Source organism: Aliigemmobacter aestuarii (genome assembly GCF_004799285.1).
Taxonomy (GTDB): Bacteria; Pseudomonadota; Alphaproteobacteria; order Rhodobacterales; family Rhodobacteraceae; genus Aliigemmobacter; species Aliigemmobacter aestuarii.
Window position 1 is genome coordinate 1,132,356 of record NZ_SSND01000001.1, and the last position, 19,920, is coordinate 1,152,275.

Annotated in this window: 27 protein-coding genes; 7 read left to right on the plus strand and 20 right to left on the minus strand. The window is 66.4% G+C overall.

All coding sequences use genetic code 11. From position 1 onward, the window contains the following. Position 1 precedes the first annotated feature (1 nt). The gene (locus E7811_RS05450; RefSeq protein WP_136393534.1) at positions 2-994 is read right to left on the minus strand and encodes an adenosine kinase; all 993 of its coding nucleotides are present in this window, start codon (positions 992-994) and stop codon (positions 2-4) included. After that, positions 991-1,635: an endonuclease III gene (gene nth, locus E7811_RS05455; protein WP_136393535.1), complete on the minus strand. Its 645-nt coding sequence runs from the start codon at positions 1,633-1,635 to the stop codon at positions 991-993. Before nth ends, E7811_RS05450 begins: the two co-directional genes overlap by 4 nt. Before the next feature lie 112 nt (positions 1,636-1,747). Here nth and E7811_RS05460 point away from each other — a divergent pair, with 112 nt between their 5' ends. The 3 genes from E7811_RS05460 to E7811_RS05470 all read left to right on the plus strand — a co-directional run bounded on the left by E7811_RS05460 (position 1,748) and on the right by E7811_RS05470 (position 4,260). Next, on the plus strand, positions 1,748-2,626 hold the full coding sequence (locus E7811_RS05460; RefSeq protein ID WP_136393536.1) for a methylated-DNA--[protein]-cysteine S-methyltransferase: 879 nt from the start codon (positions 1,748-1,750) through the stop codon (positions 2,624-2,626). A gap of 107 nt (positions 2,627-2,733) precedes the next feature. After that, positions 2,734-3,390, plus strand: a complete 657-nt coding sequence (locus E7811_RS05465; RefSeq protein ID WP_136393537.1) for an OmpA family protein — start codon at positions 2,734-2,736, stop codon at positions 3,388-3,390. 99 nt (positions 3,391-3,489) lie between these two features. Then, entirely contained in the window at positions 3,490-4,260 is a 771-nt protein-coding gene (locus tag E7811_RS05470; protein WP_136393538.1) for an FCD domain-containing protein, read from the plus strand. A 102-nt stretch (positions 4,261-4,362) separates the two neighbouring features. On the opposite strand, the gene E7811_RS05475 is transcribed toward E7811_RS05470, so the two are convergent. The 5 genes from E7811_RS05475 to E7811_RS05495 form a co-directional block, all read right to left on the minus strand. Continuing rightward, the gene (locus E7811_RS05475; RefSeq protein ID WP_136393539.1) at positions 4,363-4,917 is read right to left on the minus strand and encodes a F0F1 ATP synthase subunit B; all 555 of its coding nucleotides are present in this window, start codon (positions 4,915-4,917) and stop codon (positions 4,363-4,365) included. A gap of 5 nt (positions 4,918-4,922) precedes the next feature. After that, positions 4,923-5,477 (minus strand): F0F1 ATP synthase subunit B', encoded by a 555-nt coding sequence (locus tag E7811_RS05480; RefSeq protein WP_136393540.1) that lies wholly within the window; start codon positions 5,475-5,477, stop codon positions 4,923-4,925. An 80-nt stretch (positions 5,478-5,557) separates the two neighbouring features. Further along, positions 5,558-5,794, minus strand: a complete 237-nt coding sequence (locus E7811_RS05485; RefSeq protein ID WP_125325857.1) for a F0F1 ATP synthase subunit C — start codon at positions 5,792-5,794, stop codon at positions 5,558-5,560. Positions 5,795-5,843: 49 nt separating this feature from the next. Further along, a complete protein-coding gene (locus E7811_RS05490) occupies positions 5,844-6,602 on the minus strand; it encodes a F0F1 ATP synthase subunit A (RefSeq protein ID WP_394345596.1) in 759 nt (252 codons plus the stop codon). Then, positions 6,599-6,946, minus strand: coding sequence for an AtpZ/AtpI family protein (locus tag E7811_RS05495; RefSeq protein ID WP_136393542.1), 348 nt, complete (start codon positions 6,944-6,946; stop codon positions 6,599-6,601). The genes E7811_RS05490 and E7811_RS05495 overlap by 4 nt, the downstream gene beginning before the upstream one ends. 228 nt (positions 6,947-7,174) lie before the next feature. On the opposite strand from E7811_RS05495, the gene E7811_RS05500 reads away from it, so the two are divergent. Next, a complete protein-coding gene (locus tag E7811_RS05500) occupies positions 7,175-7,591 on the plus strand; it encodes an ArsR/SmtB family transcription factor (RefSeq protein ID WP_136393543.1) in 417 nt (138 codons plus the stop codon). 54 nt (positions 7,592-7,645) lie between these two features. On the opposite strand, the gene E7811_RS05505 is transcribed toward E7811_RS05500, so the two are convergent. Further along, positions 7,646-9,154, minus strand: coding sequence for a malonate--CoA ligase (locus E7811_RS05505; RefSeq protein ID WP_136394245.1), 1,509 nt, complete (start codon positions 9,152-9,154; stop codon positions 7,646-7,648). A gap of 265 nt (positions 9,155-9,419) precedes the next feature. On the opposite strand from E7811_RS05505, the gene E7811_RS17880 reads away from it, so the two are divergent. Beyond that, the gene (locus E7811_RS17880; protein ID WP_168732935.1) at positions 9,420-9,581 is read left to right on the plus strand and encodes a hypothetical protein; all 162 of its coding nucleotides are present in this window, start codon (positions 9,420-9,422) and stop codon (positions 9,579-9,581) included. Here E7811_RS17880 and E7811_RS05510 read toward each other — a convergent pair. The 12 genes from E7811_RS05510 to E7811_RS05565 form a co-directional block, all read right to left on the minus strand. Further along, positions 9,550-10,359, minus strand: a complete 810-nt coding sequence (locus E7811_RS05510; protein ID WP_136393544.1) for a division plane positioning ATPase MipZ — start codon at positions 10,357-10,359, stop codon at positions 9,550-9,552. The two genes, E7811_RS17880 and E7811_RS05510, sit on opposite strands and share 32 nt — an antisense overlap. Before the next feature lie 214 nt (positions 10,360-10,573). Next, the gene (gene rpmE, locus E7811_RS05515; protein ID WP_136393545.1) at positions 10,574-10,795 is read right to left on the minus strand and encodes a 50S ribosomal protein L31; all 222 of its coding nucleotides are present in this window, start codon (positions 10,793-10,795) and stop codon (positions 10,574-10,576) included. 11 nt (positions 10,796-10,806) lie between these two features. Further along, complete coding sequence (gene rplS, locus E7811_RS05520) at positions 10,807-11,181, minus strand: 50S ribosomal protein L19 (RefSeq protein WP_136393546.1); 375 nt, start codon at positions 11,179-11,181, stop codon at positions 10,807-10,809. A 311-nt stretch (positions 11,182-11,492) separates the two neighbouring features. Then, the gene (gene trmD / locus E7811_RS05525; protein WP_136393547.1) at positions 11,493-12,305 is read right to left on the minus strand and encodes a tRNA (guanosine(37)-N1)-methyltransferase TrmD; all 813 of its coding nucleotides are present in this window, start codon (positions 12,303-12,305) and stop codon (positions 11,493-11,495) included. A 10-nt stretch (positions 12,306-12,315) separates the two neighbouring features. Beyond that, on the minus strand, positions 12,316-13,176 hold the full coding sequence (locus E7811_RS05530) for a hypothetical protein (RefSeq protein ID WP_136393548.1): 861 nt from the start codon (positions 13,174-13,176) through the stop codon (positions 12,316-12,318). Continuing rightward, a complete protein-coding gene (locus E7811_RS05535) occupies positions 13,169-13,780 on the minus strand; it encodes a hypothetical protein (RefSeq protein WP_136393549.1) in 612 nt (203 codons plus the stop codon). The genes E7811_RS05530 and E7811_RS05535 overlap by 8 nt, the downstream gene beginning before the upstream one ends. A gap of 30 nt (positions 13,781-13,810) precedes the next feature. Further along, positions 13,811-14,320 carry a ribosome maturation factor RimM gene (gene rimM / locus E7811_RS05540; protein ID WP_136393550.1) on the minus strand — a complete coding sequence of 170 codons (510 nt, stop codon included), beginning with the start codon at positions 14,318-14,320 and terminating at the stop codon, positions 13,811-13,813. Between the two features lie 68 nt (positions 14,321-14,388). Further along, complete coding sequence (gene rpsP / locus E7811_RS05545; RefSeq protein WP_136393551.1) at positions 14,389-14,742, minus strand: 30S ribosomal protein S16; 354 nt, start codon at positions 14,740-14,742, stop codon at positions 14,389-14,391. A gap of 44 nt (positions 14,743-14,786) precedes the next feature. Beyond that, positions 14,787-15,110 (minus strand): chorismate mutase, encoded by a 324-nt coding sequence (locus E7811_RS05550; protein ID WP_136393552.1) that lies wholly within the window; start codon positions 15,108-15,110, stop codon positions 14,787-14,789. After that, positions 15,107-15,613: a GNAT family N-acetyltransferase gene (locus E7811_RS05555; RefSeq protein WP_136393553.1), complete on the minus strand. Its 507-nt coding sequence runs from the start codon at positions 15,611-15,613 to the stop codon at positions 15,107-15,109. The genes E7811_RS05550 and E7811_RS05555 overlap by 4 nt, the downstream gene beginning before the upstream one ends. After that, a complete protein-coding gene (ffh, locus tag E7811_RS05560) occupies positions 15,610-17,118 on the minus strand; it encodes a signal recognition particle protein (protein WP_136393554.1) in 1,509 nt (502 codons plus the stop codon). Before ffh ends, E7811_RS05555 begins: the two co-directional genes overlap by 4 nt. A gap of 244 nt (positions 17,119-17,362) precedes the next feature. Further along, positions 17,363-17,872, minus strand: a complete 510-nt coding sequence (locus E7811_RS05565; protein ID WP_136393555.1) for a hypothetical protein — start codon at positions 17,870-17,872, stop codon at positions 17,363-17,365. Positions 17,873-18,011: 139 nt separating this feature from the next. Between E7811_RS05565 and E7811_RS05570 the strand changes: the two genes are divergently transcribed. Beyond that, on the plus strand, positions 18,012-18,926 hold the full coding sequence (locus E7811_RS05570; RefSeq protein ID WP_136393556.1) for a LysR family transcriptional regulator: 915 nt from the start codon (positions 18,012-18,014) through the stop codon (positions 18,924-18,926). Continuing rightward, entirely contained in the window at positions 18,926-19,837 is a 912-nt protein-coding gene (locus tag E7811_RS05575) for a DMT family transporter (RefSeq protein ID WP_394345597.1), read from the plus strand. The genes E7811_RS05570 and E7811_RS05575 overlap by 1 nt, the downstream gene beginning before the upstream one ends. The last annotated feature ends 83 nt before the right edge of the window (positions 19,838-19,920 follow it).

The following is a 19,920-nucleotide window of genomic DNA, read 5'->3' on the forward strand; positions in this document are numbered from 1 at the left end:
GTTACAGCAACCCGTGCTGGCCAAACAGCGCCTTCAGGTCGGATTCAGGCCGGGCGCCGATGTGGCTGATCACCTCGGACGCCGCGACACAGCCCATCCGTCCGCAGGTCGGCAGATCATGGCAGTTCGTCAGCGCCCAGAGGAACGCCCCAGCGAACAGGTCGCCCGCGCCCGTCGCATCCACGATCTTCGTGGGCACCGCAGGCGCATGCCAGCGCCGGCCTTCTGAAAGGATATGTGCGCCGTTCTCGCTGTCGGTGCAGGCGACGATGGCGACTTCGGCGGCGGCGGCAGCAAGGGCCGCCTCGAAATCGTCGGTCTGGTACATCGACAGGATTTCAGCGCGGTTGCAGAACAGCAGGTCGACGTCGTCCTGTATCATCTTGCGGAACGCATAGCGGTGACGTTCCACGCAGAACGGGTCCGACAGGGTGATCGACACACGGCCGCCCTGCGCCTTGCAGGCGGAAATCGCCTTGGCAAAGGCGGCGTGGCTGTCAGGCCCGTCGAACCGGTAGCCTTCAAGATAGATCCATTCCGCATCGGCCATCATCGCCTCGTCGATGTCAGAGGGATGCAGGAACTCGGTCACGCCCAGATAGGTGTTCATCGACCGCTCGCCATCCGGTGTCACGATGACGATGCAGCGGCCGGTCTCTTGCGCCTCGGTCCGGGGCGCCATCGCGGTTTCATAGACCGCGCCCTGCGCCCGCAGGTCATGGGCAAAGATCGCGCCAAGCTGGTCATCCTTGACCTTGCCGACATAGGCGGTGCGCCCGCCCAGATGCGCGACGCCCGCGATCGTGTTCGCCGCCGACCCGCCCGAGATTTCGCGCGCCGGACCGATGCGGGAATAAAGATCGACGGCCCGCGGCATGTCGATCAGCTGCATGATCCCCTTGTGGATGCCGGCCTCGGCCAGAAAGGCCTCGTCGCCGCGCGCCAGAACATCCACCATGGCATTGCCGATGCCGACTACCTGAAAACGCTTCATTCGGACTTATCCTCGTATGGGCAAAGATCGCGGATCGGGCAGATACCGCATTTCGGTTTGCGGGCAACACAGATGTAGCGTCCGTGCAGGATCAGCCAGTGATGCGCGTGCTGCTGAAATTCGGCGGGGATATTGTCTTCGATCGCGCGTTCCACGGCGTCCACATCGCGGCCGGGCGCGATGCCGGTGCGGTTTCCCACCCGGAAGATATGGGTGTCCACCGCCTGCGCGGGCTGGTGGAACCACATGTTCAGCACCACGTTCGCGGTCTTGCGCCCGACCCCCGGCAGGGATTGCAACGCCGCGCGGGATGAGGGCACCTCGCCGCCGTAGTCATCCACCAGGATGCGGCTCAGCTTCATCACGTTTTTCGCCTTCTGGCGGAAAAGCCCGATGGTCTTGATCGCCTCGACCAGCTCTGCCTCGCCCAGATCCAGCATCTGCTGCGGGGTCTGGACACGTTCGAACAGGGGGCGCGTGGCCTTGTTCACGCCCGCGTCCGTCGCCTGCGCCGACAGCGCCACCGCAACGAGCAGGGTGAAGGCATTCACATGGTGCAATTCGCCTTTCGGCTCCGGCTCGATTGCGCGGAAGCGGGAAAAGATCGCGTGGATCGTGTGATAGGGAAGCTGCTTTGCCATCGCGCCTTCTGTGCCAAAGCCCTGCGGGATGCGCAAGCGAAGGCGCAGGAAGCGGGTCGCGGTGGCGGCCCCTTGCGCCTATTCTGCAACCCGAAGCCGGCGGAGACAGAAGATGCAGGATGAAACCCCAAGCTATCACCACGCGGTCATCGCGCGCGCCCTGAAAGAGATCGACGCCGCGGGGCCGGGGCTGACGCTGGAGGCGCTTTCCGCCCGGATGGGGATGAGCCCGGCCCATTTCCAGCGGGTCTTTTCCCAGTGGGTCGGCGTCAGCCCGAAGAAGTATCAGCAATACCTGACGCTGGACCACGCCCGGCGGCTTCTGGAACGCCGGTTCACCACGCTCGATGCGGCGCTGGCCACGGGCCTTTCGGGCGGCGGGCGGCTTCACGACCTGTTCCTGACCTGGGAGGCGATGACGCCCGGCGAATACGCGCGCGGCGGCGCGGGCCTGACCATCCGCTGGGGCTGGTTTTCCAGCCCCTTCGGCCCGGCGATCGTGATGGGCACGGATCGCGGCATCTGCGGCATGGGCTTCGCCGAGGACATGGGCGAGGACGCCGCCTTCGAAGACTTGCGGCGGCGCTGGCCGGAGGCCGCTTTCACGGAAGATCCCGCGGCGCTGGCCCCTTGGGTTCAGGCGGCCTTTGGCGCCCGCTCGGGGGACGCGCCCGTGCCGCTGCACATGATCGGCGCGCCGTTCCAGATCAAGGTCTGGGAGGCGCTTCTGCGCATCCCCTCGGGCCATGTGACCACCTATTCGGAGATCGCCGGGGCCGTCGGGCACCCCAAGGCGGTGCGCGCCGTCGGCACTGCGGTCGGGCGCAACCCGATCAGCTTCCTGATCCCCTGCCACCGTGCGCTGCGCAAGTCGGGCGGGCCGCATGGCCATCTCGGCGGCTATCACTGGGGGCTTCCCGTCAAGCGCGCCATCCTGGCCTGGGAGGCCGCCCGCGCCGATGCCGAGGACAGGCAGGGCGCGCAATCGTGATGGGCGGAAAGCTGCGCAAGGCCCGCCCGCCCTATCCGATCTGCGCATCAGGTGGTATAAACTCGCCAGAGCCCGGCAATGGGCCGGTAACAGCTTGAGGCGCAGACATGATTTTCAAGACCCCGCTGATCCTTGGTTCGGCCGCCCTTCTGGGGCTGACGGCCTGTGTGGACCCGAACGCCTATCCCAACGATCCGAACGCCCGCGCGCGTGGCGGCGCGATCACCGGCGCGATCATCGGCGGCGCAATCGGCGCGACCCGCGACGGTGACGACCGGCTGGCCAAGACGGTGGCCGGGGCGGCCGTGGGTGCGGCCGTCGGCGGCCTGATCGGCAACTCGCTTGACCGTCAGGCGGCCGACCTGCGCGCCCAGCTTTCGCCCGCGACCAATGTCGTGAACGAAGGCGATTACCTGCGCGTGACCATGCCGCAGGACATTCTTTTCGCCACCGACAGCGCCGCCCTGCGTCCGGACCTGACGCGCGACCTTCAGGCCGTCGCCTCGAACCTGATCAAGTATCCCGCCTCGACGATCGAGGTGGTGGGCCACACCGACAATACCGGCAGCGCGTCCTACAATCAGGACCTGTCGCAGCGCCGCGCGAATTCCGTCGCTTCGGTCCTGATCGCGAACGGCGTTCCCGCGGGCCGCATCGCCGCCTATGGCCGTGGCCTGACCGCGCCGATCGCCAGCAACGCCACGCCCGAGGGCCGCGCGCAGAACCGGCGCGTCGATATCCTGATCCGCCCCACCCGGGGCTGATCCGGGCGGAACCGGCTTGAAGGGGCAGCCAAGCGCTGCCCTTTTTCCTTGCGGACGGGCGGATGTGGTCATAGATTTTGACCAATGTCAGGACCCGCCATGCCGTTTACCAAGATACACTCAGAAAAACTGTCCCAGTCCGTGGTCCGCCAGATCGAGCTTCTGATCCTGCGGGGGGTTCTGCGGCCCGGTGAACGGCTGCCTTCGGAACGGGAACTGTCCGACAGGTTGGGCGTCTCTCGCCCCTCGCTGCGCGAGGCGGTCGAGGATCTTGAGGCGCGCGGGCTTCTGGTCAGCAAGGCCGGCTCGGGGATTTTCGTGGCCGAGGTTCTGGGTTCAGCCTTTTCGCCGGCCCTTGTCGATCTCTTCGCCACCCATGACGACGCGGTGTTCGACTACCTCGACTTCCGCCGCGATCTTGAGGGGCTGGCCGCCGAACGCGCGGCGCGGCTCGGTTCGGATACGGACCTGAAGGTGGTGAGCGCGATCTTCCAGAAGATGGAAGCCGCCCATGCCAAACGCGACCCCTCGGACGAGGCGGAACTTGACGCCCAGTTCCACATGGCGATCATCGAGGCCAGCCACAACGTCGTCATGCTGCACATGATGCGGTCGATGTTCGATCTGTTGCGGCAGGGGGTGTTCTACAACCGTCAGATGATGTTCCGGAACCGGATGACGCGCGACATGCTGCTGGACCAGCACCGCGCCATAAACGAGGGGGTTCAGGCCCGTGACCCGGTTGCGGCACGCGCGGCGGTAAACCGGCATCTGGATTATGTCGCCGAGGCGCTGCACGAACAGGTCCGTGCGGAACGGAACGAGGAAGTGGCGCAACAGCGCCTGACCCATGTCAGGGAAGTGCGCTGAGGGCGGTTCTGCCCCGACAGCCTGCGCCCCCCGACACCTTGCACCGAATGAAAAAAACCCGGCCCTGCGGCCGGGTTTGATGTTTTCGGGCCTGCGGCCGCGTCAGTGCAGCTTGGCCTCGACCTGTGCGATCGCATCGTCGATCGACGCCGCGGCGGCATCGGCCGTCATCTGCTTGGCCAGGATCTCGCCCGCGGCCGCAACCGCGACGGTCACGGCCTTTTCGCGCACCTCACGGATGGCCGTGGCTTCGGCCGATGCGATGCGGTCCTCGGCAGCGGCCAGCCGGCGCGCGATCGAGGTTTTCAGGTCGGCCTTGGCCTGCTTTGCGGCTTCCATCGCCTCTTCCTTCGCGGAAGCAACAATGCGGTCGGCCTGATCCTGCACTTCCTTCTGCTTGCGCTCGTAGGAGGCGAGGATCGTCTTGGCCTCTTCGCGCAGGGCGCGCGCTTCGTCCAGATCCTTCTTGATCTGCACGGACCGCGCGTCCAGCATCCCTGCAAGCTTCCCCGGCACCTTCGCATAAAGCAGGATACCGACGAACAGCAGGAACGACAGGGTCACGATGAAATCCGTGTTCCCCAGCGAAAAGAACGGGCCCGAGGCCGCGAAGGCCGGAGTCGCGACAAGGGCGGAAAGAACCGTCAGTTTCTTCATCGCCCTCATCCCTTCAACAGCGCGTTCACGGCGGCGGTGACGGACTTGGCGTCGGCCTTGCCACCCAGCACCGCGACCAGTTCCTTGGCCGTGTCCTTGGCAACCTCGGTCACGCTTTCCATCGCACCGGCGCGGATCTCCGCGATCTTCTTTTCCGATTCCGCGGTCTTGGCCGCGATTTCGGCATCCGCCTTGGCGGTGGCCTTGTCCAGATCCTTCTGGATGTCGGCCCTGGCCTGGGCAACGATCTTGGCCGCCTCGGCGCGGGCAGTGGCCAGCGCTTCGTTATAGGCCTTTTCGGCTTCCAGGGCCTTCTGCTTCAGTTCCTCGGCCGCCGCGAGATCGTTGGTGATGGTCCCGTTCCGCTCGGCCAGAACCGAGGCGATCCGCGGCATCACCACGCGCGACAGCACGAAGTAGATCACGACCAGCGTGACCAGAAGCCAGAAAATCTGGTTTCCCCAGGTGGAGAAATCGAGCTGCGGCATCCCCGAGGATTGCCCGGCTGCCCCGTGGGCCGCCGCACCCGCCGCAGCGTCCTGTGCTGCTTCAGTCGCCATTGTCTTGTTCCTTCGCGTCCCTCAAAGACTTGGCCGGACGGGCTGTTGCCCCTCCGGCCGAAAGCATCGGACCGCTTGGATCAGACGGCGAACATCAGCAGCAGGGCGATCAGGAACGAGAAGATGCCCAGAGCTTCGGCGAACGCGATGCCGACGAAGAGGTTGGCCATCTGGCCCGGCGCGGCCGACGGGTTGCGCAGGGCGCCCGCCAAGAAGTTGCCGGCGATGTGACCCACGCCGATACCAGCACCGCCGAGGCCCATGGTGGCCAGGCCAGCGCCGATGAATTTGCCCATTTCTGCGATATCGCCTTCCATAGCACTTGCTCCTTTGGAATTTGGATTGGTTAGGTTGGTTGTCCGGACCTCAGTGATGCGCGCCGCCGACGGCGTCCCGCAGATACACACAGGTCAGAATGGTGAAAACGTAGGCCTGAACGACCGCCACAAGCAGTTCCAGACCATAGATCGCGGTGACGGCACCGACCACGACCGGCGAGACGACGGCCATCGAGGCAAAGCCCGCGATCACCTTGATAACCGCGTGGCCCGCCATGAGGTTGCCCGCAAGACGGATGGAGTGGCTGACCGGCCGCACGAAGTACGAGATGACCTCGATCACGGCCAGGATCGGACGGATCGCCAGCGGCGCCGATGTGACCCAGAACATGCCGAGAAAGCCGATGCCCTGCTTGTAAAGCCCCAGAAGCGTGACACCCAGGAACACCATCAGCGCCAGCGTCACCGTCACGGCGACATGACTTGTCGTGGTGAAGGACTTGGGCAAGAGGCCCAGCAGGTTCGAGAACAGGATGAACAGGAACAGCGTCAGCACGTAGGGGAAGTATTTCACCCCGTCATGGCCCGCTACGTCCTCGACCATCTTGTAGATGAAGCCGTAGATCAGTTCGGCGATCGACTGCGTGCGCGACGGGATGATCGCCCGGCGGCTGGTGCCCAGAACCATCAGCGCGATGATGGCCAGAACGGCGATGCCCATCCACATGGTCACGTTGGTGATCGTGTACCATTCGATCGTGTCGCCACCGAACAGCGGCTTGACCACGAACTGGTCCATCGGGTGGATGTTGAAACCGGTGCTTTCGCCTTCCGCAGCCACGTTCATTTCCCTTCGGTTCGGGCGGGATCAGCCGCCTGTGTCGTCGCCTTTTGGTTCGCCGTCATCTGCCGGGCGGTGCCCAGCATGGTCCTTACCCCGGCGGCGAACCCGAGCAGCGCGAAGATCACCAGAAAGACGGGGCGGGTCCCGAACACATGGTCCAGCCCGTAACCGATCGCCAGCCCCAGGAGCATCCCCGATACCAGCTCGATCACCATCCTCCAGGCCATCTCGCCCTGCGAGAATGCCTTGCCCGTCTCGCCGCGCGGCTTCCGGTCCTTCTGCCCGTTCACCCTGGCCAGCCACTCTTCAAGCGCGCGCAGCCGTTCGGGATCGGGTTCCGTGCCCATGAAAAAGCGCCCTTCGACAGTCGGGCGCAACCTACGCAGGAGGGCCGAACGAGTCAAGGCAAGAGACGGCAGGGGGTGAGGTCATCAATGCATTGAAAATATTATGTTTTTGCAAATTCATCGGGGCTGGTGCGCCGGTGCGTGGCCGCGTTAGCGCCGAAACCCGCCCGCATCCGATATTCAACCTGTCGGTTGACGATCGCGCGGCGCTCGGCCAAGCATGGCGCCATGTCCGACCCTCTCAGCCTGACCTTCGCCGCCCTTGCCGACCCGACCCGACGGGCGATCCTCGCGATGCTGCTGGAGGACGACATGGCCGTGACCGACGTGGCCGAACCGTTCCAGATGTCGCTTGCCGCGATCTCGAAACACCTTTCCGTGCTGGCCGAGGCCGGGCTGATCAGCCGCGAAAGGCGGGGCCGCGTGATCTGGTGCAAGCTCGAACCCGATGCGATGCGCGCGGCCTCGGTCTGGATGCAGGGGTTCGGGCAGTTCGAACCCGTGGACCTTGATGCGCTGGAACGTTTCCTGGAACGCGAACTGGCCGATCCCGCAGATGAAGACCCCGCAGACGAAGCCCCCTCTGGCGACGACGTGCCGGCTGCTGGACCGACCGGCGAAGATCCCGCGCCCGCACCCGGCTGATCCCGGTTTCCGTCCCCGATATCCTGTGGGGCAGAGCCCACACCCGAACCTGTCTCAGCCCTTGAACCATCCGGCGTGCATGTCGCGCAGGACGTTCTTCTGCACCTTGCCCATGGTGTTGCGCGGCAGTTCCTGCATCACGATCGCCGCCTTGGGCTGCTTGAACCGGGCCAGCCGGTCACGGATGGTTTCAAGCGCGGCCGCCGGATCAAGCGTCGCGCCCTTCTGCGGGACCAGCACGGCAAAGACCGCCTCGCCGAAATCCGGATGCGGCAGGCCGATCACCGCGCTTTCCAGAACGCCGGGCACCTCGTCCAGCAGCAGTTCGACTTCCTTGGGATAGACGTTGTAACCGCCCGAGATGATCAGGTCCTTGGCGCGGCCCACGATGGTCACGTAACCTTCGGCATCGATGAACCCCAGATCGCCGGTGATGAACCAGCCGTCCTCGCGCAGTTCCTCGCGGGTCTTCTCGGGCATCTGCCAGTAGCCCTGAAACACGTTCGGGCCGCGCACCTCGATCACGCCGACCTCGCCCTGCGCCACTTCGCGGCCCTCGGCCATGATGCGCAATTCGACCCCCGGCAGCGGCAAGCCCACCGTGCCCGCGCGGCGGTCGCCGTCATAGGGGTTCGAGGTGTTCATGTTCGTTTCCGTCATCCCGTAGCGTTCCAGGATGCGGTGGCCGGTGCGTTCCTCGAAGGCACGGTGGGTTTCGGCCAGAAGCGGGGCCGAGCCCGATACGAAAAGGCGCATGCCCCTTGTCAGGTCGCGCGTGAACCGGGGATCGTCCAGCAGGCGGGTGTAGAACGTGGGAACCCCCATCATCGCCGTCGCCTTCGGCATCAGGCGCAACACCGTCTCAAGATCGAAGCCGGGCAGGAAGATCATCGCACCACCGGTCAGCAGGCTGACATTCGAGGCCACGAAAAGCCCGTGGGTGTGAAAGATCGGCAAGGCGTGCAGCAGAACGTCCTCAGGGGTGAAGCGCCACAGGTCGGCCAGCACCTCGGCGTTGGACAACAGGTTCCGGTGCGACAGCATCGCGCCCTTCGACCGGCCCGTTGTGCCCGAGGTGTAAAGGAAGGCCGCCAGGTCTTCCGGTCCACGGTCCGCCGCGGTGATGGTCGCCGGCTGCCCCGCGGCGCGGTCGGTCAGGCTTCCGGAGCCGTCCGCATTCATTGTCAGCGTCACCGCGCCATGCCGCGCGGCGATCGGGGCAAGCGCTTCGGCCTTGCGCGAATCGCACAGAAAGACGCGCGGCGTCGCGTTCGACAGGAAGTATTCCACCTCGTCCGGGGTGTAGGCGATGTTGAGCGGCAGGAAGATCGCCCCAAGCGCCACCGCCGCGCCATAGACCGCGAGCGCCTCGGGTGTCTTGGCCACCTGCACGGCGATGCGGTCGCCGGCTTGCAGCCCCGCATCGCGCAGCGCATTGGCCTGCCGGGCGATCAGGGAAAGGAAGTCATCCCCGGAAACGGTCCGCCCGTCGGACAGGATCAGAAGCGGCGAGGCGCGACCGCGCAAAGGCGCGAAAAGCGCATCGAACAGGACATTGGCCATGATCTTCCTTTCCTGAAACCGCGGAAGTGCCGCCGCTTCCCGTTCTTGCCGCAAGGCGCGGGCAGGCTCAAGCCGCCACTGCCCGCCGTTGGACCGGTCGCAATCACCACGGTCGAAATCGGCCCGCTGCTGGCGCCGCCGCCGCGGAAACGTATTGTTCACCAAGTTTGCCGCATCGTCAGGTTGTGCCCACGTCCTTGCCACAGTCCCGCCCGAGTTCGGGGCGATCACGTCAGGCAGGGGGCCAACCAGACAGGAGGATCACATGAACACGATCCGTTTCATCATCGCGCGTGTCACCGGCTCGGCCGAGGTTGCCGAGGACGACACTTTCGTCAACGGGCTGAAGCGGCTGGAACGCCGCGAACCGCGCAAGAACCTGGCCTGCACGCCGTTCAGAAATCAACCGAAACACCAGGCAGCCTGAGTTCGGCGATCAGGTCGCGCACTTCCTGCCGGGCGGCGATGTTCGACAGGTTGAGCTGATCGACGCCGGTATCCTTCAGGTCCAGCAGCGTGATCCCGCGCGGGAACAGCTCGCGGAAGATCACGCGCTCGGAAAAGCCCGGCGCCACGCGGAACCCGATCCGGCGCGACAGATCCTCAAGCGCGGCGCCCACCTTCTTCTTGTTGTGCATCTGCTGGGCGCCCAGGCGGTTGCGCAACACGATCCAGTCGATCGGCTTCAACCCGGCCTGCGCCCGCAACTGCCGCGCGTTCCACACCATTTCGGAATAGATCGACGGCCCCTTCACCTTGTTCGTCTCGGGGTCGATCCGCGCCAGAAGGTCGAAATCGATGAAACTGTCGTTCAACGGCGTGATCAGCGTGTCGGCCAGCGAATGGGCCACCTGCGAAAGCCGCGTGTGGCTGCCGGGGCAGTCGATGACGATGAAATCGCTGACCGGTTCAAGCGCCGCGACGGCGGCGGCCAGCCGGTGATCATAGGGGTTTTCGCCGGGCTGCAACTGGGCCGGGTCGATCTCGGGCAGTTCGCGGTAATCCGGCGTGGCCAGCGAAAGCCCCTCGCGGTCCATGTAGGCAAGACGGTTCTCGATATAGCGGCCGAAGCTGCGTTGCCGCAGGTCAAGGTCAAGCGCGCCGACGCGATGGCCCATCCGGGCAAGGGCCGTCGCCACATGCATGCATGTGGTCGATTTCCCCGAACCGCCCTTTTCGTTGCCGACGACGATGATATGCGCCACGACGCGTCCCCTTGACTGTTTCGGACTATAGGCCGCGTGGGCTATCCAAGGAAGCCCGGTTCGGCAAGTGAAAATGCCACATCGGCACGGATGCCCCGGACGGGGGTAAGGGCCTTTACGGAACGCCGCGGGCACCGGGCCAAGCAAAAAGGCGCGGCCAAGCAAAAAGGCGCGCCGGTGGGGCGCGCCTTTCCATCTGCCGCTCGGGTCAGGCTCAGAAGCCCAGACCGGCGTACTTGTTCTTGAACTTCGACACGCGGCCGCCGGTGTCCATCAGCTTGGCCGACTGGCCGGTCCAGGCCGGATGCGCCAGCGGGTCGATATCCAGCGCCATCGTGTCGCCCTCGCCGCCCCAGGTCGAACGGGTGCGGAAGGTGGTGCCGTCGGTCATCTTCACTTCGATGAAGTGATAGTTCGGGTGGATGCCCTCTTTCATCGGTCCGCTCCTTATTCGTCTTTGGCTTTGTAGTTGGTGACTTCGGCGATCCGGGCCGACTTGCCGCGACGCGACCGCAGGTAATAGAGCTTGGCGCGACGCACGCGGCCACGGCGGACCACCTCGATCGAGTCGATGTTCGTCGAATAGAGCGGGAACACGCGTTCCACGCCTTCGCCGAACGAGATCTTGCGGACGGTGAAGGAGGCCGCGATCGTGTTGCCGCCCTTGCGGCCGATGCAGACGCCTTCGTAGTTCTGCACGCGGCTGCGCGACCCTTCGGTCACCTTGTAGCCGACGCGGACGGTATCACCGGCCTTGAAGTCCGGGATGGTCTTGCCGAGGGCAGCGATCTGCTCGGCTTCCAGCTGCGCGATCAGGTTCATGCGCATGTTCCTTTTTCCAGCTCGCGGTTGTTCCGCGAAGGTGATGCCGCCCCAGAGCTCCTGGTCTTCGATCGGGTCCCTGCCCTTTCGGGCAAGCCCGCCGGAGTTGGTCCGACGCTTTGCTGTGCCGCCTCCCCGACGACGGCCCGCCGAAGCAGACAGGCCCATGTCAATGGAATCGGGTCCGAAAGGCATTCCGCCCCGGACCGGGCGCGTATAGGGGGGATGCGGGCGCCGGTCAAGCACCCTTGACCGAAAGGCGGGACCGGCGCGTCTTCCCTGCGGCGGGTCGGGGGGATTGCCCGCCCGTCTCAGCCTTTCCGTGCCTGATGCGCCGCCCACAGGTCCGGCCTGCGTTCGCGGGTCAGCCGTTCGGCCTCGGCGCGGCGCCAGCGGTCAACCTCGGCATGGTTTCCCGACATCAGGACCGGCGGGATCTCGCGCCCTTCCCAGACGGCGGGCCGGGTGTATTGCGGATGTTCCAGAAGCCCGTGCGAATGGCTTTCCTCTTCGGTCGAGGCCGCGTTGCCCAGAACACCGGGGATCAGCCGCACGGCGGCGTCGATCATCGCCTGCGCCGCGATCTCGCCCCCGGTCAGGACGAAGTCGCCCAGGCTGACCTCTTCGACGCCATAGGCATCCAGCACCCGCTGGTCGACGCCCTCGAACCGGCCGCAGATCATGGTGATGCCCTCGGCTCCGGCCCATTCCCGTGCCTTGGCCTGGGTGAAGGGCACCCCGCGCGGCGACAGGTAGACAACGGGCCAGCGCGCCCGATCCGGCGGCGTGCCGACCGAGGCCGCATCCAGCGCGCGGGCCATCACATCGGCGCGGATCACCATGCCCGCCCCGCCGCCCGCCGGCGTGTCGTCAACATTGCGGTGCCGCCCTTCGCCGAAGGGACGCAGCGGGATGGTTTCCAGCCGCCACAGCCCCTGATCCAGCGCCTTGCCCGTCAGCGACAGGCCGAGGGTGCCGGGAAAGGCATCGGGGAAAAGGGTGATGATGCGCGCGCACCACGCGCCCTTGACCATGCGCGCTTCGGCCATCAGGTCGCGCGGCTTCAGCGAGGCGGAAATCGACAGCCTGCCGTGGGATCTGGATTTGTCGGGCGTCTCGGACATGGCCGCGCTTCTAGCGGGTTTCGCCCGCAGCGGAAACGGGAAACTGGGGGGCCGTGGCGGCAGGAGAATTTTGCAAAAGGGCGTCCTTGCGGGCGCGCAGGATATCCCGTGGCAGGCCTGCGCGGTTCAGCGCCACGAAGGCCGCGACCAGATCGGGGGAAAGCGCCGGATTGGTCCGGACAGGCGGCTGAAGGCGGTCGAGGTCCGCCGCAGCACAACCGCACAGGGCCAGCAGCGCCCCGGCCGGGCCCAGCCGATGCGCCGCGGCATCCTCCAGCGCGATGCGGTGGACCGGGGCCGGGGCCACGGCCGTCGCGATCCGGGCCACGACGCCCCCAAGATCAGCCGCCGGGCGAAAGGCATTGGCAAAGTCGTCGCGGTCGAGCGTCAGATGCGCGTGTCGCGCCTGCTGGGCATGAAGCGATGCGAGCCAGGGATCGGCGGCACGGGTCGTGTAGACGAAGGTGCAGGCCGTTCCTTTCCCGAAGGCGTCACCGACCGCCGCATGGAACGCCTGCGCAAGGGGGATCGCCGCACCATAGTCGCGCAGGCCCCGCATTCCCGGCATGTGTCCCGCGAAATCCTCGGACGAGATCAGGATCGACTGCCCCCGTGTGATCGGCAGGCTGGCCAGCCAGCCCGTCGCCATCGCCCGGAAGACCGCAAGATCCAGCGCGTCGCCCGTTTCCGAATGGCGGCGGGCGGCCTCTGTCACCTGCCGCAGGTCGGGGTCGGTCCGCAGTGTGGCAAGGTGGAACCGGGCGGACAGCGCGGCGCGGTTTTCCTCAAGGCGGGATTGCAGCGCCGTCGTGCCGGTCTTGTGGAAACCGGCATGCAACCAGACCTGCGCGGGGCGAGGACGCTCAGGCATCCGCCGGGGCGGGCCGCCCGCCCGACCCCACAAGCGCCAGCGCCCGCGACACCGTGCGCCGGGCATCCTCGCGCGCGGCAAAGCGGATCAGGGCGGCGTGAAGTTCGTCAAGGCAGACGTGCTGACGGATCGCCACGACATGGGCGAGGATTTCGGCATCGTCGCTGTTTTCCGGAAGGGTGTTCAGCTTTTCCACCATGCGTTCGGCGACATGGCGTTCGGCCGCCTGTTCCGGGCGCCAGACAAGGCGCGTCAGCGGCAGGGCAAAGAAGGACAGGGCCATCACCTGCACAAGCGGCAGATCCAGCCCGATGCCGACAACGCCGACAATGCCGCGACCGATGCCGAACAGGATCGCCACCAGAAGAACCTGGCTCAGGATGCGGCCGGTCGCCTGCACCGCGGCGCGCCCGTTGATCCAGTCGCGCCGGGCATGGCGCCAGCCGCGCGGGTCCAGAAGCACGAGCCAGAAGATCAGGATCGCCGCGAAGGCGGGAACCGCCGCCCAGCCGAACCCTGCCATCCCGGCCAGCAACGGGCCAAGATAGACCAGCGCATTCGCACCCATCAGAAGCCGCAACCTGTTCTTCACGCCCACGATCATGCCCTTTCCAGTCCGGGCACCGCGATCGCCTCAGTCCAGCCCTTCCGGGATGTCGGCAACGATGCGGCCCGCCTTCAGATCCACGGTGGGCACGTTGGCCAGCGTGAAGGGCAGAAGTATGGCGGATTTTCGACCGGGGGCGAAAATTTCAAGGATGTCGCCCGCCCCGTGGTTGTAGACGGCGCGGACGGTGCCGATGGCCGCCCCTCCGGTATCCTGCACCGGAAGGCCGATCAGGTCGGCATGGTAGAATTCGTCATCGGGCAGCGACGGCAGGCGGTCGCGATCTGCGAAAAGCTGAACCCCGCGCAGCGCATCGGCGGCCTCTTTCGTGGTCACGCCCGAAAGCATGGCGCCGAACCCGCCGGAAACCGGACGCGTCAGGCGCACGTCAAAAGACCGGCTGCCATCCTCGGTCCAGAGCGGGCCGTAGGCGGCGATCGACTCGGGGTCGGCGCAGAAGGATTTCAGGCGCACTTCGCCACGCACGCCGAACGCTCCGGCGATGGCCCCCACACAGACGCGGTCGGCTTTCGGCATGGCTTACCCCCGAAGATGGGCGGCGGGACCCGCAACGGGGCCCCGCGCGCCGGTTGGCAGGGCCGGGATTATTCCTCGGCCGGGGCGGCGGCGCGGGCCGCCTTCTTGGCCGCGCGTTCGGCCATCTGCTTGCCCGGAACGGCCTTCTTCGGGTTCGCACGGGTCTTCTTGGCCAGGACGCCCGCGGCTTCGAGGAAGCGCGCGACGCGGTCGGTCGGCTGGGCGCCGGTGGCCAGCAGTTCCTTGATGCGGTCAAGGTTCATCTTGACGCGGTTCTCGTCGTCCTTGGCCAGCATCGGGTCATAGGTGCCCAGCTTTTCCAGGAAGCGGCCATCGCGCGGCATGCGGCTGTCGGACAGCACGATGGCGTAATGCGGACGCTTTTTCGAGCCACCACGGGCCAGACGGATCTTCGTTGCCATTTCAGTTCTCCTTTTTCGATGGCGTGTAACGGGCCAAGGCCCTGTTATTTTTGCAGTTTCTCGTGATGCCTGATGACTTCGGAAATGATGAAGTTCAGGAATTTCCTGGCGAATTCCGGGTCGAGGTCGGCCTCTCGTGACAGCCGTTCCAGCCGTTCGATCTGCCGCGCCTCGCGCGCCGGGTCGCTGGGGGGCAGGTCGTGTTCGGCCTTGAGCTTCCCCACCGCCTGCGTGTGCTTGAACCGTTCGGCCAGCGTGTAGACAAGGATCGCGTCCAGCCGGTCGATCGACTCGCGGTGTTCCTTCAGCAGCGCGGCAGCCTTGGCAACGGCGTCCATCGCATCCCCTTTCGTGTCTTTTGCGGTCATGCCGCCACCCCGCGCAGATCATGGACGATGACCACATCACCGGGGTCGATGCCTGCGCGGGCGGGATCGATCCGCCCGCCCAGACGCAGGCCGAGCGCGATGGAGCGCACGTTGGCCGGGTCGATGATGTTGATGATCTCGTCCCAGCCAAGGGCACGGCGCACCCAGCCCATCACGGCGCGCGCGGCTTCCAGCGCGATGCCGCGGCCTTCGGCTGCGGGGGTCACGAACCAGCCCAGTTCCGGCGCGGGGAAGTCGGCGGCGTGATAGATACCGACCTCGCCGACATAATCCCCACCCATGTCCACCGCGAAGGGGCCGTATCCCATCAACGGCCATTGCCCGACGTCCGACGCCCATTCGCGCCAAACAGAGGCGCGCGCCTTGGGTCCGCCTTCCCAAACGGAACGGTCCGACGCATAGAACGCGACGCGCGGTTCGAAATCCGCAAGCCGGGGCATCCGCAGCGTCAACCGTTCGGTATGGAGCGTGGGGGCGATCATTTCTTTTTCATCAGCCCCGAAAGGCCCGCAGGCAGGGTCAGGCCGCCGCGCCCCATGCCGCCCATTCCAGGCATCGGCGGCAGGCCGGCGCCGGCACCGCGCATCGCCTTGGCGGCTTCTTCCAGTTCGGCGGGCGACATCTTGGACGGGTCCGGCATGCCGCCCTTGCCCATCATCTGCTTGATGGCCTGTTTCATCATGCCACCCTTGCCCATCTTCTTCATCATCTCGGCCATCTGCTTGTGCTGCTTCAAGAGACGGTTGAGTTCGGCCACATCCAGCCCGGCACCCGCGGCGATGCGTTTCTTCCGGCTGGCGGCCAGCAGATCGGGGTTCGCGCGTTCCTTCTTGGTCATCGAATTGATCAGCGCGATCTGGCGGCGCAGCATGCGGTCGTCAAAACCGGCCTCTTCGGCCTGCTTTGCCATCTTGCCCATGCCCGGCAGCATGCCCATCAGGCCCTGCATGCCGCCCATCTTCAGCATCTGTTCCAGCTGCGCCTTCAGGTCGTTCATGTTGAACAGACCCTTCTGGAAGCGCTTCATCATCCGTTCGGCCTGTTCGGCCTCAAACGTCTCGCGCGCCTTTTCCACCAGGGCCACGATGTCGCCCATGCCCAGGATGCGGCCCGCGACGCGTTCGGGCTCGAAGGTCTCGATCGCGTCCATCTTCTCGCCCAGGCCGACGAAGCGGATGGGCTTGCCGGTGACGGCGCGCATCGACAGGGCCGCACCGCCGCGCCCGTCGCCATCCATCCGCGTCAGCACCACGCCGGAGATGCCGACCTTGCCGTCGAATTCGGTCGCGACGTTCACCGCGTCCTGACCGGTGAGGCCGTCGACCACCAGAAGCGTTTCACGCGGGCTGGCGATGTCGCGCACCGCCTGAACCTCGTCCATCAACACTTCGTCGATGTGCAGGCGGCCCGCCGTGTCGAGGAACAGCACGTCATAGCCGCCCATCGCCGCCTGCGTCTTGGCGCGCTTGGCGATCTGGGGGGCCTTTTCGCCCTTCACGATCGGCAGCGTATCCACACCGATCTGGGTGCCGAGGATGGCAAGCTGTTCCATCGCGGCGGGGCGGTTGGTGTCGAGGCTGGCCATCAGCACCCGCTTGCCGTTCTTTTCCTTGAGACGCTTTGCAAGCTTTGCCGTTGTCGTCGTCTTGCCCGAACCCTGCAGGCCCACCATCAGGATCGTCGCGGGCGGGTTGTCGATCTTCAGCGCATCGGCCGGGCCGTCGCCCGACAGCACATGCACCAGTTCGTCATGCACGATCTTGACGACCTGCTGGCCCGGCGTGACCGACTTGGTCACCGCCTGCCCGGTCGCCTTCTTCTTCACCGCATTGACGAAATCGCGCGCCACGGGCAGCGAAACGTCGGCCTCAAGCAGCGCCACGCGGACCTCGCGCAGGGCGGTTTCGACATCGGCCTCGGACAACGCGCCCTGCTTGGTCAGGCGGTCGAAGACTCCACCCAGCCGTTCTGACAGGTTCTCGAACATGTGGCGCCCTTTCGTTGCCGTTGCGGTTCTGCCGGATATGGGACCGGCGGCGGATCATTGCAAAGGCCAAGGGCACCCGTGGGCGCAACGCGCTGACGGATGGCGATCCCGGCCAATGCCAAGGGACCGGAAGCACGGGCCTCCGGGGAATTCAGCGCCGCGGATACGCCGACAGGAGGCCGGAGTCAAGCGCGGCGGGGCAGGCCCGGAACGCAGGGGCCGGGGACGCAGGGGCCGGGTTCGCTCAGGCCGTTTCGCCCGTCCGGCCTGCTGCGCCGTCGGTTGCCCCGGCCGGCGCAAGCCATTCGTTCACCCGGACGGCCACATCATGCGCGCCCCGCCCCGAGATGTAGACAGTCCGCAGGGGCAGCGTCGATCCGTCCGCCATCTCGAGCGCGGGGCGATGCGTGGACCCGCCCTTGGAGGACCGCGAGGTTTCCACCGTCGCGCGGCGCACGGATGATAAAGGATAGCGGCTTTCGGTCTGGCCAAACAACGATGCCTCGCGGATCAGCACGACCCGCGCCGCCCGGTCCAGAAAGACGATGGTGCGACGCACGAAGGCCCAGAAGGCCAGAAAGCCCAAGCCCCCGCCGACGCCCCCCATCAGCAGGCCGCCTGTCAGGTCGCCCTGCAGGATGAGTCCAAGGCCAAGCCCCACAAAGATCAGCGTGAACCCCCCGATCATGATCCCCGTGATCCAGGGGCGATCCTCCAGCGTCAGCCTTTCTGGCGTTGCCTCGCGCAGTTTCATCGGCGTTTCTCCGGTCCGTCCCCGGGGAAGGGTAAACCGGACCGGCCAATCACCCAAGCCCGAACCGCAGATGCCCCGCAGGGCCTTGCGTCGCCGATGGTTTCGGGGCTGAATGTGCGTTGACGCACAGGAGGCATGGATGGACAACTGGGACGAGATCCGAACCGCGTTTCAGGTTGCCCGGATCGGCACGGTTTCCGGCGCGGCCGAGGTTCTGGGCGTGCATCACGCCACCGTCATCCGCCATATCGACGCGCTGGAAAAGCGGCTTGGCGCGCGTCTGTTCCAGCGCCATCCCCGGGGCTATACCCCGACCGAGGCGGGGCGCGACCTGCTGGCGGTGGCCCAGGCGACCGAGGAACAGTTCGGCCAGCTGGCCAGCCGGATCAAGGGTCAGGGCGAAACCGTGACCGGCGAACTGGTCGTCACCGCGATCGAGGGCATCGCCGATCTTCTGGTGCCGATCATGTCCAGCTTCCAGGCGGCCCATCCCGGCCTGATCCTGCGCTTCCTGACCGACATGCGGCTGTTCCGGCTCGACTATGGCGAGGCGCATGTGGCGATCCGCGCGGGCCAGGTGCCGGAAGAGCCTGACAATGTGGTGCAGCCGCTGATGGTTCTGGAAATGGCACCCTATGCCGCACGCAGCTATGCGGCGGCCCACGGCCTGCCTGAAACCGAGGCCGAATTCGCGCGGCACAGCTTCATTTCCGCCGAAGGCGCCGAAATGCGCGCACCCTATTCCCGCTGGCTGGCCGAGACGGTTCCCGCGGACCGGATCATCTTCCGCTCAACCGAACGGGCGGCGATCGAACAGGCGCTGCACGACGGGCTGGGGATCGGGTTCCTGCCGGTCTACCGCGGGCGCCGGTCGCCCGACCTGATCCAGGTTCTGCCGCCGCGGACCGAATGGACACCGCCCCTGTGGCTGGTCACGCATGTCGACCTGCACCGCACGCTGAAGGTGCGCAGCTTCGTGGCGCATCTGAAGGCTGCGGTGAAGAAGGGCTGGATGGACGCGGACACGGACGCCGGAACCGCATCGGACAGCTGATGAACCTGCCCGCGGGATTGACCGAGCCCTTGAAGGGCCATCTGGCGATGCTGGCCTTTTCGGCGCTGGTGGCGGGGTCGTTCTCGCTTGGCACGATGGCGGCCCCGCATATCGACCCCGGCGCGCTGACGGTCGTGCGGTTCCTTGTGGCGGGGCTGATCGTGGGGGCGGTGGCCTTGGCCACCACGGGCCTGCCGCGCAGCGCCGCGCGCGCGCCCTGGCGCTATTTCGTCCTCGGCGGGCTTCTGGCCAGCTATTTCGTCCTGATGTTCGAAGGGCTGAAGACCGCGCCCGCGATTTCCGCCTCGGCCGTCTTCACGCTGACCCCGATGATGGCGGCGGGCTTCGGCTGGCTGGTGCTGCGGCAGGTCACGACGCCGCGCATGGCACTGGCACTGGCGATCGGCGCGGGGGGCGCGATCTGGGTGATCTTCCGCGCCGACTGGGCAGCCGTTCTCAGGATGGAGATCGGCCGTGGCGAGGTGACCTATTTCTGGGGCTGCGTGGCCCATGCGCTTTATGCGCCGATGGTGCGCAGGCTGAACCGGGGGGAACCGGCGGTGGTCTTCACCTTCGGGATGATGGTGGCGGGGTTCCTGCTGCTCTGCCTGTGGTCGGGGCGGGCCGTGCTGGAGACCGACTGGGGCGCCCTGCCCGGCATTGTCTGGATCACGCTGGCCTATGTGGCCATCGCGGCCAGCGCGGCGACCTTCGTCCTTCTGCAATACGCCACGCTGCGGCTGCCGTCGGCCAAGGTCATGGCCTATACCTATCTTACGCCAAGCTGGGTGATCCTGTGGGAAATCGCCCTTGGCCACGGCGCCCCGCCCGCGCTGGTCGTCGTGGGGGTGATGATGACGGCCGCGGCGCTGGTCCTCTTGTTGAAGGACGAGACGCCCGCCCGGGCCTGACCGGATCCGCGCAAGGGGCCGGCCTCCCGGCTGCGGGCTTCCCCGCGCCACGGGCGGCGCGAGGCATCAGGCACAGGCGCGGC

Excerpts from the sequence above, each read along its gene's own strand:
- E7811_RS05470 (WP_136393538.1), top strand. The coding sequence starts at position 3,490 with ATGCCGTTTACCAAGATACACTCAGAAAAACTGTCCCAGTCCGTGGTC.
- E7811_RS05530 (WP_136393548.1), bottom strand. The coding sequence starts at position 13,176 with ATGCCTGAGCGTCCTCGCCCCGCGCAGGTCTGGTTGCATGCCGGTTTC.
- E7811_RS05555 (WP_136393553.1), bottom strand. The coding sequence starts at position 15,613 with ATGATCGCCCCCACGCTCCATACCGAACGGTTGACGCTGCGGATGCCC.
- E7811_RS05450 (WP_136393534.1), bottom strand. The coding sequence starts at position 994 with ATGAAGCGTTTTCAGGTAGTCGGCATCGGCAATGCCATGGTGGATGTT.
- E7811_RS05570 (WP_136393556.1), top strand. The coding sequence starts at position 18,012 with ATGGACAACTGGGACGAGATCCGAACCGCGTTTCAGGTTGCCCGGATC.
- trmD (WP_136393547.1), bottom strand. The coding sequence starts at position 12,305 with ATGTCCGAGACGCCCGACAAATCCAGATCCCACGGCAGGCTGTCGATT.
- E7811_RS05565 (WP_136393555.1), bottom strand. The coding sequence starts at position 17,872 with ATGAAACTGCGCGAGGCAACGCCAGAAAGGCTGACGCTGGAGGATCGC.
- E7811_RS05465 (WP_136393537.1), top strand. The coding sequence starts at position 2,734 with ATGATTTTCAAGACCCCGCTGATCCTTGGTTCGGCCGCCCTTCTGGGG.
- rpmE (WP_136393545.1), bottom strand. The coding sequence starts at position 10,795 with ATGAAAGAGGGCATCCACCCGAACTATCACTTCATCGAAGTGAAGATG.
- rplS (WP_136393546.1), bottom strand. The coding sequence starts at position 11,181 with ATGAACCTGATCGCGCAGCTGGAAGCCGAGCAGATCGCTGCCCTCGGC.
- E7811_RS05575 (WP_394345597.1), top strand. The coding sequence starts at position 18,926 with ATGAACCTGCCCGCGGGATTGACCGAGCCCTTGAAGGGCCATCTGGCG.
- E7811_RS05480 (WP_136393540.1), bottom strand. The coding sequence starts at position 5,477 with ATGGCGACTGAAGCAGCACAGGACGCTGCGGCGGGTGCGGCGGCCCAC.
- E7811_RS05495 (WP_136393542.1), bottom strand. The coding sequence starts at position 6,946 with ATGGGCACGGAACCCGATCCCGAACGGCTGCGCGCGCTTGAAGAGTGG.
- rpsP (WP_136393551.1), bottom strand. The coding sequence starts at position 14,742 with ATGGCAACGAAGATCCGTCTGGCCCGTGGTGGCTCGAAAAAGCGTCCG.
- ffh (WP_136393554.1), bottom strand. The coding sequence starts at position 17,118 with ATGTTCGAGAACCTGTCAGAACGGCTGGGTGGAGTCTTCGACCGCCTG.
- E7811_RS05500 (WP_136393543.1), top strand. The coding sequence starts at position 7,175 with ATGTCCGACCCTCTCAGCCTGACCTTCGCCGCCCTTGCCGACCCGACC.
- E7811_RS05505 (WP_136394245.1), bottom strand. The coding sequence starts at position 9,154 with ATGGCCAATGTCCTGTTCGATGCGCTTTTCGCGCCTTTGCGCGGTCGC.
- E7811_RS05535 (WP_136393549.1), bottom strand. The coding sequence starts at position 13,780 with ATGATCGTGGGCGTGAAGAACAGGTTGCGGCTTCTGATGGGTGCGAAT.
- rimM (WP_136393550.1), bottom strand. The coding sequence starts at position 14,320 with ATGCCGAAAGCCGACCGCGTCTGTGTGGGGGCCATCGCCGGAGCGTTC.
- E7811_RS05485 (WP_125325857.1), bottom strand. The coding sequence starts at position 5,794 with ATGGAAGGCGATATCGCAGAAATGGGCAAATTCATCGGCGCTGGCCTG.
- E7811_RS17880 (WP_168732935.1), top strand. The coding sequence starts at position 9,420 with ATGAACACGATCCGTTTCATCATCGCGCGTGTCACCGGCTCGGCCGAG.
- E7811_RS05460 (WP_136393536.1), top strand. The coding sequence starts at position 1,748 with ATGCAGGATGAAACCCCAAGCTATCACCACGCGGTCATCGCGCGCGCC.
- E7811_RS05490 (WP_394345596.1), bottom strand. The coding sequence starts at position 6,602 with ATGAACGTGGCTGCGGAAGGCGAAAGCACCGGTTTCAACATCCACCCG.
- E7811_RS05550 (WP_136393552.1), bottom strand. The coding sequence starts at position 15,110 with ATGACCGCAAAAGACACGAAAGGGGATGCGATGGACGCCGTTGCCAAG.
- E7811_RS05475 (WP_136393539.1), bottom strand. The coding sequence starts at position 4,917 with ATGAAGAAACTGACGGTTCTTTCCGCCCTTGTCGCGACTCCGGCCTTC.
- nth (WP_136393535.1), bottom strand. The coding sequence starts at position 1,635 with ATGGCAAAGCAGCTTCCCTATCACACGATCCACGCGATCTTTTCCCGC.